Source organism: Phenylobacterium glaciei, assembly GCF_016772415.1.
GTDB classification, from domain to species: Bacteria; Pseudomonadota; Alphaproteobacteria; order Caulobacterales; family Caulobacteraceae; genus Phenylobacterium; species Phenylobacterium glaciei.
The window spans coordinates 725919-738336 of record NZ_JAGSGD010000001.1; the positions used below are offsets into that span (position 1 = coordinate 725919).

General features: G+C 68.9%; 16 protein-coding genes. 5 read left to right on the forward strand and 11 right to left on the reverse strand.

The genetic code is table 11. The annotated features are described in order from the left end of the window. Positions 1-5: 5 nt before the first annotated feature. The 7 genes from JKL49_RS03555 to ruvC form a co-directional block, all read right to left on the reverse strand. Positions 6-500, reverse strand: coding sequence for an ExbD/TolR family protein (locus tag JKL49_RS03555; protein ID WP_215338333.1), 495 nt, complete (start codon positions 498-500; stop codon positions 6-8). Positions 501-504: 4 nt separating this feature from the next. Further along, positions 505-1215 (reverse strand): protein TolQ, encoded by a 711-nt coding sequence (gene tolQ, locus JKL49_RS03560; protein ID WP_215338334.1) that lies wholly within the window; start codon positions 1213-1215, stop codon positions 505-507. A 75-nt stretch (positions 1216-1290) separates the two neighbouring features. Next, positions 1291-1728, reverse strand: a complete 438-nt coding sequence (locus JKL49_RS03565) for a YbgC/FadM family acyl-CoA thioesterase (protein WP_215338335.1) — start codon at positions 1726-1728, stop codon at positions 1291-1293. Next, positions 1725-2096, reverse strand: a complete 372-nt coding sequence (locus tag JKL49_RS03570) for a hypothetical protein (protein ID WP_215338336.1) — start codon at positions 2094-2096, stop codon at positions 1725-1727. The genes JKL49_RS03565 and JKL49_RS03570 overlap by 4 nt, the downstream gene beginning before the upstream one ends. A gap of 189 nt (positions 2097-2285) precedes the next feature. Continuing rightward, positions 2286-3320 carry a Holliday junction branch migration DNA helicase RuvB gene (gene ruvB / locus JKL49_RS03575; protein ID WP_215338337.1) on the reverse strand — a complete coding sequence of 345 codons (1035 nt, stop codon included), beginning with the start codon at positions 3318-3320 and terminating at the stop codon, positions 2286-2288. Then, positions 3317-3931 (reverse strand): Holliday junction branch migration protein RuvA, encoded by a 615-nt coding sequence (gene ruvA / locus JKL49_RS03580; RefSeq protein WP_215338338.1) that lies wholly within the window; start codon positions 3929-3931, stop codon positions 3317-3319. Before ruvA ends, ruvB begins: the two co-directional genes overlap by 4 nt. Continuing rightward, positions 3928-4428 (reverse strand): crossover junction endodeoxyribonuclease RuvC, encoded by a 501-nt coding sequence (gene ruvC, locus JKL49_RS03585; RefSeq protein WP_215338339.1) that lies wholly within the window; start codon positions 4426-4428, stop codon positions 3928-3930. Before ruvC ends, ruvA begins: the two co-directional genes overlap by 4 nt. 151 nt (positions 4429-4579) lie before the next feature. On the opposite strand from ruvC, the gene JKL49_RS03590 reads away from it, so the two are divergent. Beyond that, positions 4580-5425 (forward strand): hypothetical protein, encoded by an 846-nt coding sequence (locus tag JKL49_RS03590; protein ID WP_215338340.1) that lies wholly within the window; start codon positions 4580-4582, stop codon positions 5423-5425. Here JKL49_RS03590 and JKL49_RS03595 read toward each other — a convergent pair whose 3' ends face one another. After that, complete coding sequence (locus JKL49_RS03595; protein ID WP_215338341.1) at positions 5426-6133, reverse strand: type I pantothenate kinase; 708 nt, start codon at positions 6131-6133, stop codon at positions 5426-5428. Between the two features lie 81 nt (positions 6134-6214). On the opposite strand from JKL49_RS03595, the gene JKL49_RS03600 reads away from it, so the two are divergent. Beyond that, complete coding sequence (locus JKL49_RS03600) at positions 6215-6646, forward strand: PaaI family thioesterase (protein WP_215338342.1); 432 nt, start codon at positions 6215-6217, stop codon at positions 6644-6646. On the opposite strand, the gene JKL49_RS03605 is transcribed toward JKL49_RS03600, so the two are convergent. Together JKL49_RS03605 and JKL49_RS03610 are read right to left on the reverse strand one after the other, a co-directional pair. Further along, entirely contained in the window at positions 6643-7077 is a 435-nt protein-coding gene (locus JKL49_RS03605; RefSeq protein WP_215338343.1) for a VOC family protein, read from the reverse strand. The two genes, JKL49_RS03600 and JKL49_RS03605, sit on opposite strands and share 4 nt — an antisense overlap. A 72-nt stretch (positions 7078-7149) precedes the next feature. Continuing rightward, positions 7150-7569 (reverse strand): hypothetical protein, encoded by a 420-nt coding sequence (locus JKL49_RS03610; protein ID WP_215338344.1) that lies wholly within the window; start codon positions 7567-7569, stop codon positions 7150-7152. A 77-nt stretch (positions 7570-7646) separates the two neighbouring features. Here JKL49_RS03610 and cytX point away from each other — a divergent pair, with 77 nt between their 5' ends. Continuing rightward, entirely contained in the window at positions 7647-8936 is a 1290-nt protein-coding gene (gene cytX / locus JKL49_RS03615) for a putative hydroxymethylpyrimidine transporter CytX (protein ID WP_215338345.1), read from the forward strand. Here the strand turns inward: cytX and JKL49_RS03620 are convergent. Then, complete coding sequence (locus JKL49_RS03620) at positions 8908-9177, reverse strand: hypothetical protein (RefSeq protein WP_215338346.1); 270 nt, start codon at positions 9175-9177, stop codon at positions 8908-8910. The two genes, cytX and JKL49_RS03620, sit on opposite strands and share 29 nt — an antisense overlap. Before the next feature lie 250 nt (positions 9178-9427). On the opposite strand from JKL49_RS03620, the gene JKL49_RS03625 reads away from it, so the two are divergent. Together JKL49_RS03625 and JKL49_RS03630 are read left to right on the forward strand one after the other, a co-directional pair. Beyond that, entirely contained in the window at positions 9428-11521 is a 2094-nt protein-coding gene (locus tag JKL49_RS03625; RefSeq protein ID WP_215338347.1) for a hybrid sensor histidine kinase/response regulator, read from the forward strand. A gap of 42 nt (positions 11522-11563) precedes the next feature. After that, positions 11564-12370 (forward strand): acyl-CoA thioesterase, encoded by an 807-nt coding sequence (locus JKL49_RS03630; protein WP_215338348.1) that lies wholly within the window; start codon positions 11564-11566, stop codon positions 12368-12370. Positions 12371-12418 lie beyond the last annotated feature (48 nt).

Here is a 12418-nt window from a genome sequence, read left to right on the forward strand (position 1 = left end):
CGGCCTCAACCCGCCGGTTTGTCCGAGGCGGGGGTTCCGCCGGACGAGGGGCCGCCGGTGTCGGTGATCAGGTTGATCGAGGAAAAGCCGGAGGTCGACAGGGCCGCCATCACCTGGGCCACCGCCGAATAGGAGGCCCGGCCGTCGGCGCGGACATAGATCGGCTTAGTGGTGTCGCCGGCCATGGCGCGCAGGCGCGGCGAGAGGCCGGCGAAGGCCACAGGCTCCTCCTGCACGAACAGCGAGCCGTCGGCGCGGATGGAGACGGTCAGCGGCTCGGACTGGTCCTGCATGGACCCGGCCTCGGTCTTTGGCAGCTCGACAGGCACGCCTACGGTCAGCAGCGGGGCGGAGATCATGAAGACGATCAGCAGCACCAGCATCACGTCCACCAGGGGTGTGACGTTGATTTCCGACAGCGCGCCCCGCCGGCCGCCACGGCGACGGCGGCGGCGGCCGCCGCCTGAGGCTGAGAAGGCGTCGTGGCTTGAGATCGCCATGGTTCTAGGCCCGGTCCGCCAGCCGCCGCTGGATGGCGGTGGAGAGGTCGTCGGCGAAGCCCTCGAGACGGCCGGTGTAGCGCGAGGCGTCGGTGGAGAACTTGTTGTAGGCGATATAGGCCGGGATGGCGGCGATCAGTCCGATGGCGGTGGCGAACAGGGCCTCGGCGATGGAGGGGGCGACCACGGCCAGGTTGGTGTTCTTCTGGATGGCGATCTCCTGGAAGGCGTTCATGATCCCCCAGACGGTGCCGAACAGGCCGATGAACGGCGAGGCGGTGGCGACGATGGCCAGCGAGCCGAGGCCGTCCTCCACCCGCTGGGCCTCTCGGGCGATGGTGGTGTCCAGCACCCTGTCGATGCGCTGGATCAGGAAGGCGGCCTGGGTGTCGGTGGACAGGCCCTTGCCGCGGGCGTCGCGCCATTCGCGCAGGGCGCCCTGCAGCATGCGGGGCAGGGCGTGCTTGGGCCGCTCCCCGGCCTCGGCGGCGATGTCCTCAAGGCTGCGGCCGGAGGAGACCTGGTTCTCGAACTTGTCGGCTTGGCCGTTCAGCACGGAGAACCGGAAGAACTTGTCGATGATCACGGTCCAGGACCACAGCGACGACAGGGCCAGGCCGGTCATCACGCTCTTCACCACCCAGTCGGCGCGCATGAAGAGGGCGATGAACGAGAAGGTTTCCGGGGTGATCGCGGCGGGGACGGCGGGGTCCATGCGGCCTGGGCTCCGTGATTTGCGTCCGACCAGGATTGGCCTAGGACGGCGCGGTGTCGAACTTATGGCCTAGCCTTAGCAAAATAGAGGCCGGAGCGTCGCTATGAGTTCCTTAGGCGGCTTTCGGGGCCTGCCATTCAGATCGATACAGGCGGCCTCAACCACGGCCTGCGCAATCAGTTGCTCGCCTCGGGTGATCTTCTGGTCGATGAACAGGCGAGGTCCGGCCATCCGGTCATAGGTGGTGCGCACCAGGAGCGCGTCGTCGATGCGGGCTGGCGCCTTGAAGTCGATTTCCAGCCGCACGACGGTGAAGGCGGCGGGGTCCGGGCGGTCCAGAAGCTGCGCATGACCGATGCCCGCCACCCGCAGGAAGTCGCTGCGGCCGCGCTCGAAGAACCGCACATATTGGCCGTGATAGACGACCCCGGTGAAGTCGGTGTCCTCGTAGTAGATGCGCACCGGCAACTGGTGTTCACGGCCGACGATCTCGCCGGCATAGGGTTGGATCATCGGGTGCGGTCCTGCAGCATGGCCGAGGTGAGAAGCGCGCCGACCCCGAACAGCAGCCAGGCCGCCCCGCCCACTAGGCGGGCGGGGTTCGACGCATAGAGCTCGGGCGACCAGGTCATGGCCACGGCGTCCAGCAGCACCCCCACCAGGCAGAGGATGGCCGCGGTGGGCAGGCGCGGCGTCTTGCCCCCCGCGGTCAGGCGATGAGCCAGGCTCAGCAGCACCGGGGCCAGCAGGGCGGTGACCCCGAACAGGATCGCCGTCGCGTAGCCTCCGCTGAACAGGCCGTAGGGCAGGGCCAGGCGGATGAAGGCCGCGCCGAGGAACCAGAGCACGGCGCCCAGCAGGATCAGGGAAAGGGTACGCATCAACCCCTTATGCCGCGACGGGTGCGAGGCGGTCGAGGACCATATGATCCGCTCATCCCGGCGAAGGCCGGGACCCAGGTGAAACCCAGGGCTATTTGAGATGATGTACAGGCGTCGCTCTTGGATCAGGCGCCAGGCGCCGGAGATGTATCTGGGTCCCGGCCTTCGCCGGGATGAGCGGCGTTTCGCTCACTCCTCCTCGAACAACCCCGCCTGGCCGCCGGCCTGGATCTGCGGCGGTGGGGTGAGGCCGATGTGGGTGTAGGCCTTGGCGCAGACCATGCGGCCGCGCGGGGTGCGTTGGATGAAGCCCTGCTGCAGCAGATAGGGCTCGATGACGTCCTCCACCGCGTCGCGGGCCTCGGCGATGGCGTAGGCCAGGGTCTCGACCCCGGCGGGGCCGCCGCCATAGTTCTCGATCAGGGCGCGCAGGTAGCGGCGGTCGAGCGCGTCGAGGCCGGCCTCGTCTACGTCGAGACGGGCGAGCGCCTTGGCGGCCGCCTTCTGGTCGATGAGAGTCGCGCCGTCGGCGGCGGCGAAGTCGCGGACCCGGCGCAGCAGCCGGCCGGCCACCCGTGGGGTGCCCCGGGCGCGGGCGGCGATCTCCAGGGCGCCGTCGGGCGACAGCTCCAGGTTCATCTTCCGCGCGGCCTGGGTCAGCACCTTCTGCAGTTCGCCGTGGGTGTAGAACTCCAGGCGCAGGGGGATGCCGAAGCGGTCGCGCAGCGGCGTGGCCAGCAGGCCCGCGCGCGTTGTCGCCGCCACCAGGGTGAAGGGCGCCAGGTCGATCCGGATCGAGCGCGCCGAGGGGCCGTCGCCGATGATCAAATCGAGGACGTGGTCCTCCATGGCCGGATAGAGGATCTCCTCCACATTGGCCGGCAGACGGTGGATCTCGTCGATGAAGAGCACGTCGCGGGGTTCGAGGTTGGTCAGGATGGCCGCGAGATCCCCGGCCTTGGCCAGCACCGGCCCGCTGGTGGCGCGGAAGTTCACGCCCAGTTCGCGGGCGACGATCTGGGCGAGCGTGGTCTTGCCGAGGCCCGGCGGGCCGAACAGCAGGACGTGGTCCAGGGCCTCGGCCCGGGCCTTTGCGGCCTCGATGAAGACCGAGAGATTGCCCTTGGCCTGCTCCTGACCGACGAATTCGGAGAGCGTCTGGGGCCGAAGCGCCTTGTCGTGGCTCTCGAGGGGGACTTCCTCGCCGGAGACCAGGCGGGTCATCGGCCGAGTTCCTGCAGGCCGGCCTTGATCAGCACCTGGACGGTGGCGTCATCCCCCAGGCGCAGGGCGGCCTGCTCGACGACGCGGCGCGCGTTCACCTCGGCGATGCCCAGACCCATCAGGGCCGAGACCGCCTCGCCGGTGGCCGACGGGGCCGGCGGCGTGGGCGCGAGCGCGGTGGCGTGGAAGGCGGCTACCGGCCCATCGGTGAGCGGCTTGTCCTTCAGTTCGGTGACGATGCGCAGGGCGAGCTTGGGGCCGACCCCGTTGGCGCGGGCCACGGTGGCCTTGTCCTCGCGGGCGGCGGCCTGGGCCAGTTCAGCCGGCGACAGGATGTCCAACACCCCGAGCGCCGCCTTGGGACCGACCCCCTGGATGGATTGCAGGACCACAAAGGCGCGGCGCTCATCGCGGCCGAGGAAGCCGTAGAGCCGCATGCCGGTGGCCTCCGACCACTGGGTCTCGACGTGCAGCACCGCCTCCTCGCCCAGGGCCGGCAGGTGGCCCAGCGTGCGCGAGCCGCAGCGGACGACGTAGCCGACGCCGGCGACGTCGATCAGGGCGTCCTCTTCGCCCACCTCGGCCACCAGGCCCCGTAGCCGCCCGATCACGCCGCGGCTCCGAAGCTGCGGGCCTTGCGGGCGTGGGCATGGGCGATGGCGACGGCGAGCGCATCGGCGGCGTCGGCGGTGGCGGGCCCGGCCTTGGGCAGCAGGCGGGCGATCATGAAGGCCACCTGGGTCTTGTCGGCGGCGCCTGTGCCCACCACGGATTTCTTGACCACGGTGGCGGCGTATTCGGCCACCGGCAGGCCGGCGCGGGCTGGCACCACCAGGGCCATGGCGCGGGCGTGGCCGAGCTTGAGCGCCGAGGCGGCGTTGTTGTTCATGAAGGTCTCCTCCACCGCCGCCTCATGGGGGTTGTGCAGGGCGACGATCTCGCTGATGCCCACGAACAGGGCCAGCAGGCGCTCGGCGAAGGGCAGGCTATCCTTGGGGGCGATCACCCCGTGAGCCACGTGGGTCAGCCGCGCGCCCTCGATCTCGATCACGCCCCAGCCGGTGCGGCGCAGGCCAGGATCGAGGCCGAGGATACGGATGGCGGTCATGCGGAGACTCAAGTGCGTTCGGGATATGTTCCGGTGATACAGGAAGCCGGATTGGTTGACGAGAGGTTGAGGCCGCGCCGTCCCGCAGGCTCCATCGTGTAATCTTCCGTTATCCATCCCGCGGCTAAAGCTTGGCCGTTGGGGGATTTCCATGCGCTGGTTGCTGAGCCTGGTGGCGGTCTTGAGTGTCGGACTGGCGTCCTGCGCCTCACGCCAGACCATGATCGAACTGCAGCGGCCGCCGCTGAAGAGCGGCCTGGCCTTCGCCGTGCCGCCTGGCCATCCGTTCTATCAGACCGTGACGATCGACTACGTCACCGGCATGAGCCAGCACTCCTTCCTGTTTGCCGAGGCCAACCAGCGGCAGTTCCGGCCCAAGCTGGCGCGGATGCTGGAAGACTCCGGCATGCTGGCGCCCACCCCCATCGCCGCCCGCTACGGCCTGCAGGTGGCGTTCGTCGATCTGAACGGCTCGTCGATCGGCGGCGCCTTCGAGAGCCGCAGCCGCGCCATATACCGCATCGTCGAGCGTCGCTCGGGGCGGGTCGCCTTCCAGACCACGGTGGACGCCGGGTTCAGCGCCCGCTTCGTCGGCCTGAACGAGCGCGACGCCGTGGCCCTGGTCCGGCCGATCTTCCAGGGTGACCCCTTCGACATCATCAACCTCGCCAACTATATCGCCCGCGGCAATTTCGAGGGTGGCGACGCCGAATGGCCGGCCGTGGCCCGTGAAGGCGACCTGGCGGTCAGCGGCTACGGCGCCCGCAGCGGCTTCGTGCGCGGTCAGCAGGCCGACTTCCAGATGATGCGCCAGAGCATCGCCAAGTTCGTCCTGGCGCTCAGCGACGACCAGCACCTGCCGATGACCGTGGTCCTGCCCTGCCTCTACAACGCCGACATCGAGGCTCAGAAGGCCGAGCTGGCCGAGCGCCGCATCCGCGTCGTGGAGGACGACTGCAGCCGCTATCACCGCAAGGCCCGGCCGATCGTCTACTGATCAGCCGCGCGTCTCGACCGCCACGATCTCGTGCCCGGGCCCTTTGCGGACCACCAGGTCGGCCTGGTCGCGAGCGGGTGCGATATGGTCGTGGAGGTTCTTCAGATTGACCTTCTCCCAGACCGTCTTCGCCAACCCTTCCACCTCGGCCCGGCTCATCTGTCGGAAGCGGGCGTAGAAGGAGGCGGGGTCATGCTCGGCGGCCTCCCATAGGCCCAGGAAGCGGGCGACATACCACGCCTCCAGGTCGGGCTCGGGCGCATCCAGATAGATCAGGCTGTCGATCAGCGACGGGCCATGGGTGGGGATCAGGTTCAGCCCCTCGATGATCAGGATGTCCGGCGGGTCCAGGGTGCGGGCCAGGGCCGGATCGATGTCGTAGGTCACGTGGGAATAGCCGGGGAAGAGGGTCGGTCCGGTGCGGACGCCCTCCAGCGCCGCGCGCAGGGCTGTGTGGTCGTAGGAGGGCGGGAAGCCCTTCTGGTTCAGGATTTCCAGTTCCGCCAAGCGGGCGTTGGGGAACAGGAAGCCGTCGGTACAGACCAGCTCCACCCGCGCGCCGTCCGCCGCAAGGTGCTTGGCCAAGGCGGCCGCGAAGACGCTCTTGCCCGCCGCCACCGCCCCGGTGACGCCTATGATGTAGGTCCCCGACGCGGGCGCCCGCGCGGCGAGGCGCTCGGCCACCTGGCTCAGATCCATCCCGGCCATCGGCCCTCCGCGCATTTTTCGGCGCGACCCTGACACAGCGGTGCGGCTTTCGGCTAGATGGCGTCAAAGAGGGGAAACGCCATGGCCAAGACCAGCAACAACACGTCCGTCGAGGACCTGAACCGCGCCAACGAAGGCAAGCTGCCGGGCCATCTGGGCCTGACCGTCACCGAGGTCGAGGACGGCAAGGTGGTGGGCCGGTTCGAGGTGCGGCCCGACCTGGTGGCCCACACCGGTTTCCTGCTGGCCGGCTGTCTGTTGTCGGTGGCCGACATCCTCTGCGCCTACGGGGTCTCCACTGTCTGGCCCGAGGGGGCCAGCGGCTTCACGACGGCGGAAGTGAAGTGCAACTTCATGAGCACCCTGCGGGAGGGTGCGGTGGTCTGCACCGCCCAGATGCTGCACGGCGGCCGCACCACCCAGGTCTGGGACGCCACGCTCACGGACGGCGCCACCGGCAAGCTGATGGCCGCCTTCCGCTGCACGCAGATCATTCTCTATCCGCGCGCCTAGGCCCCGGTGATGGCGGCCGCAGCGGGTTGGGTCTCGGTCTTGGCCGGAGGCGCCTGCAGCAGTTCGATGGTGTAGCCGTCAGGGTCCTTGGCTAGGCCGACCATCGCCCCGCCCAGGCTGGCGATGGGCGCCGGCTCACGGATGATGGTCAGGCCCTCGGCCTTGATCCTGTCGCTGACCGCCTTGGGGTCGGTGACGTAGAAGACCAGTTTGACCGGGTTGTCCTTGTAGTTGCGCTCCGAGCCGTCGGTATAGTGCATCAGCACCACGGCGGTGCGGCCCTCGAAGGCCACCACCACCTCGTCCATATAGTCGAGCTTGAAGGTCTGAACCTGCTTCATGCCCAGGACCCGGGTGTAGAAGTCCACGGACTTGGCCAGGTCGCTGACCCCGATGCCGGTGGCGCCGAGATAGTCGGGGGAACGGGGCATGCTGGTTTCCTCTCAGGTTTTTATCCTGAATAGCCGAGCCCGGCATACCGCAACATTGAAAAGTAAGCAGGCCTAGCGGTCCCTGCGGAACTTCGCCGCATCCGCCGCCAGCGACGATGACATCTTGGCCTCGACGTCCTCTTCCGCCTGATAGGGCAGGGCGCCGGCCACGCCGCGGATAGCCAGCCACATCTGCAGGGTGAATTGCGGCAGGATCTTCAGGGGCCGGCGCTTGTCGGTGACGTCCCAGCCGGCGGCCTCGAAGGCCAGGACCTGGTCGCGCTCGGACTTGCGCTCGATGCGGTCCCAGTCGGCGGGCAGGGCGACCTCGTCGGCCTCATCCAGGGTCAGGCCGAAATTGGCGCGGCTGACCTCGTCAAGCTGCGGGAACTGCGCCTGCGCGCCCGGCTCGCGCATGGCGGGCTTCAGGACGGAGGCGAATTCCAGGTCGGCGATGCCGGGAAGGTCGATCAGACGGCGCAGGGTGCTCATGGGCCGAAGTCTAGCCCAGAGCCCCGCGCGGCCCAAGCGGGGCTGGCCGTCGCGCCCGCGCCTGCTACACCTTGACCATGGCCGCCCCCGACGACTCGTACGATCCCCTGACACCGGTTCCCGCGATCGCCCGCATCTTCTCCGGCGGCGACGCCTTCTCTCTGTGGTTCAGTCTCGGCATCGGCCTGCTGGTGCTGCAGGCCGGCGCCTTCCTGGTTCCCGGGCTCAGCCTGCCGCAGGCGTTTGGCGCGATCCTGGTGGGATCGGTGCTCGGCGTGCTGCTGCTGGCCCTGGCCGGTGTGGTGGGCGCCGACACCGGGCTTTCGGCGATCGCCAATCTGCGGCCGGCGCTGGGTGTTCGTGGCGCGGCGATCCCCGCCGTGCTGAACGCCGTCCAGCTCACCGGCTGGTGCGCCTTCGAGATCATCGCCATGCGCGACTCCGCCGACGCGCTCGCCAAACAGACCTTCGGGGTCTCCAATTCCCTGGCCTGGACCCTGCTGTTCGGCGCCCTGGCCACCGCCCTGGCGGTGATGGGGCCGGTGTCCTTCGTCCGCCGCTTCCTGCGCGCCTGGGGATTGTGGCTGCTGCTGGCCGGCGCGGCGTGGCTGACCTGGAAGCTGCTGGCCGACCATGACCTGGCCGCCCTGATGGCCAAGGCCGGGACCGGCGAGATGAGCTTTGGCGCCGGCGTCGACCTGGTGGTGGCCATGCCGCTGTCGTGGCTGCCACTGATCGCCGACTACACGCGCTTTGGCCGCACGCCCGGCGCCATGTTCCGGGGCAGTGCGGCGGGTTACCTGCTGGCCAATATCTGGTTCTTCGGCCTGGGCGCCTGCTACGCGCTCGCCTCAGGCGGCGAGAACATGCTGCTGACCGCGCTCGCGGCCTCCGGCGGCGGCGTCGCCCTATTGCTGATCCTGATCGACGAGACCGACAACACCTTCGCCGACATCCATTCTGCGGCGGTGTCCACCGCGACCCTGGTCCGCGCCCGGCCGGCAAGGCTGGCGATCGGCTATGGTCTGATCTGCACCGCCATCGCCGTGGCCGCGCCGCTGGCCAAGTACGAGGGCTTCCTGCTGCTGATCGGCTCGGTCTTCGCGCCGCTGTTCGGGGTGCTGCTGACCGACCACTTCGTCGTGCGTCGCCGGACAATCGAGGCGGACGACGTCACCCGCAAGGCCGGGGCCTATTGGTTCCTTGGCGGGTTCAGCCTGCGCGGCCTGACCGCCTGGGTCGTCGGCATCGCCGCCTACCAGGCGGTGAGCCGCTTGGCGCCCGATCTCGGAGCGACCCTGCCGGCCTTCGCGGTGGCCGCCGCCGCCTATATGGCGCTTACGAGCGCGCGGCCCCGCCGCTCGTGATGTCCTTGATCAGGGCCTGAAGCTGAGGCTTGCCGCCGGCGTTCCAGACCGCCTTCATGTGCTCCAGGGTGCGGGCCGCGCCCTCCTCGAACTTCCAGTCGCAGTCCTCGAAACGGCATTCGGTGAACACCGGGGCCTCGCCGCCGGAATAGACCAGGCGGCACTTCTGGAAGTCGCAGTCGTAGAAGGTCTCGCCGTCCAGCTGGACAGTCTCACGGGTGAACGAGGTGGAACTTTGCATGGCGCGGCCTTCCTGAGGTCTTTGGGGCGAGGCGGCGGGCCTCCCACGGAAAATCGCGGGTCAGGTTCGGAGAAGCGCTCGGCAGGGCGGCTAAACACCTGAAGGTGGGACAGAAAGCAAGCCCGGCCTGCGCAAACCGCGCCCGAGCCAATGTGTCGCAGGCCCGATTAGCAGTCTTCTCATGACGGCCAAGGTAGCTCAGGGCTCAACCGTGAGGGGATTCCCCGCCCCGACCCTGGAGTCAGACTAGGTGAGCACCCCGCTCTCAGCACGCTTGGACGAGGCCACGGTCGCCGTGCGCCAAGTCACGGTCCCGCGGGTCGGCTTGAGCCTGTTCGCCGCCCTGACCGCGGCGCTGATCGTGCCCTGGACCCAGGCCGCCGCTTGGTTGGCGGTGAGTCTGGCCCTGGAAATCTGGCTGCGGATCGCCACCCTGTCCCAGGCCCGCGGCGGCAGCGTCCGGCATCGCGCCCGGGCCAATTTCGCCGCCAGTTTCGGATCCATCAGCCTGTGGTGGCTGGCGCTCGGGATCATGTTCTGGAACTCCGACACCCTGGCGGGGCGCACCTGCGCGGCCATCCTGGTGGTCAGCCTGTTCGCCATCACCACCCTGCTCTTCTACTCCACGCCGGTGATGTTCCTGGCCACCGGCGCCGCGCCGGCCATGTTCGCGCTGATGGTGCTGGGTCGGTCCGATGCCCAGACTTGGCTACAGTTGGCGCCGGTGATCATGACCCTGACCCTGGCGATGATCTTCGTCGCCGGGCGCGCCATCGAGTTGCCTTCGGCCCAGGCCCAGCAGAGGGTCGTCAACGACAGTCTGCATCAGTATCAGGTGCTGGCCGACAACATCACCGACATCATCGCCCGCACCGACTTGGCCGGTGTCCACACCTACCTGTCGCCGGCGGCGCAAGAGGTCCTGGGCTATCGCCCGGAGGAGCTGATCGGGGTGGCGCGCACCAGCCTGGTACATCCCGACGACCATCCCAGCGCCTTGGAAGCCGTAGGCCGGATGTTGGCTGACCCCAGCCGCCGCGAGGTGATCACCAGCCGGGTCCAGCACAAGGACGGCCGTTGGATCTGGCTGCAGACCCACGCCAAGCTGGTCTGCGAGCATGGCGTGCCGGTGGGCGTCATCGACGTCAGCCGCGACATCACCGAGCAGATGGCCAAGGACGCCGCCCTGCGCGAGGCCAAGAGCGAAGCCGAGAGCGCCACGCGGGCCAAGGCCGAGTTCCTGGCCAATATCAGCCACGAGATCCGCACGCCGATGAACGGAGTGCTGGGCGCCCTGCAGCTGCTCGAAAGCGAACCGATCTCGGCGGAGGGCCGCGAGCTGATGCGCCAGGCGGCCGACGCCGGCATGATGCTGTCGCAGCTGCTGAACGACGTGCTGGACTTCTCCAAGATCGAGGCCGGCCAACTGGACCTGGCGCCCGAGCCGATGAATGTCGGCGAGGCGCTGGACACGGTCATCGCCCTGCTGGACGGCCAGGCCCGCGCCAAGGGCGTTGAGCTGCGCCGCGAGACGATCGGCCAAGACCTGTGGATCATCGCCGACCCGGTGCGCCTGCGCCAGGCGATGTTCAACCTGCTGGGCAACGCCATCAAGTTCACCCACCGGGGCCAGGTCTCGGCGCGGCTCAGCGTCATCCCCGCCGCCGACGGGCAGCGTCACGTGCGGCTGGAGATAGAAGACACCGGTGTCGGCATCGCGCCGGACGCCCAGGCCTTCCTGTTCGAGCGCTTCCGCCAGGCCGAGAGCTCCACCGCACGCCGGTTCGGGGGCACCGGGCTTGGCCTCTCCATCACCCGGGCGCTGGCTCAGATGATGGGCGGGGATATCTCCTTCGTCAGCACCCAGGACCAGGGCTCGACCTTCTGGCTCGACTTCGACGCCCCGTCCGCCGCCCCGGTCGCGGCCCTGTCGGTGGATGACGGACTGCTGGAGGGCGTGCGCATCCTGCTGGTGGAGGACAACCCCACCAACCGCCTGGTGGCCCGCACCCTGCTGACCCGTCTGGGCGCCCAGGTCGACGAGGCCGAGGACGGCCTGATCGGCCTGAACATGGCCCGCGACGGCGCCTACGACCTGATCCTGATGGACGTGCAGATGCCCAACATGGATGGCGTCGAGGCGACCCGGGCCATTCGGTCACTGCCGGGGGTCGTCGCCCAGACCCCGATCATCGGCCTGACCGCCAACGTCATGACCCATCAGCAGGGCGCCTATCGCGCCGCCGGCATGAACGGGGTGGTGGCCAAGCCGATCTGCATCGGCGACCTGATCGGCGAGATCGCCCGCCTGCTGGGCGAGCAGCAGACCGCCATCGCGGTCTAAAAACCAGGGGACAGACGCGGCTGGTGGGCGTATCGGCCCGCCATGACCGAGCTCTTCTTCGACCTGCAATCGACCCACAACCCGCACCGCTGGTTCATGCCCCTGACGCCGGCCGTCTGCGTGGGGCCGCCGGATAATCTCTTCATGTACGGCGGCATCGGCCTGGCCAGCGCCATCGCGGCCATGGAGCGAACCTGCGAACGGCCGGTGATCTGGGCTACGGCCCAGTACCTCTCCTACGCGCGGCCAGGCTCGGTGGTGGACCTCGACGTCTGGGTGCCGGTGCAGGGCAAGTACAACAGTCAGGCCCGGGTGATCGGCCACGTCGGCGACCAGGAGATCTTCACGGTCAATGCGGCCCTCGGCGCGCGGCCCAGCACGGTCTCACACCAGTGGGTGACCATGCCCGACATGCCGCGCCCGGAAGAGTGCGAGCGCTCAGTGCTGTGGGGCGACCAGGGCGACAACCTCAACGGTCGCCTCGACGTACGCATGGCCAAGGGGCGCTACGGCGAGGGCCCGCGCACCGGCCAGCTCAGCGCCGACGGCCGCCTGGTGATGTGGATCAAGTCGGTGGAGGACTTCGCCGTCGACGCCAGCCTGCTGGCGGTCATGGCCGACTATGTGCCGTCCGGCGTGGGCGCCGCGCTCGGCCGCCAAGGCGGCGGCAACAGCCTGGACAACACCCTGCGCATCCGCCGCATCGTGCCCACCCGGTGGGTGCTGTGCGACATCCAGATCACCGGCATCCACGGCGGCTTCGCCCACGGCGTCATGAACCTGTTCGCGCAGGACGGGGAGCTGATGGCCACGGCCAGCCAGTCGGTGATCGTGCGAATGATGGACTGATAAAACGCCGCTCATCCCGGCGAAGGCCGGGACCCAGATTCATCCCCG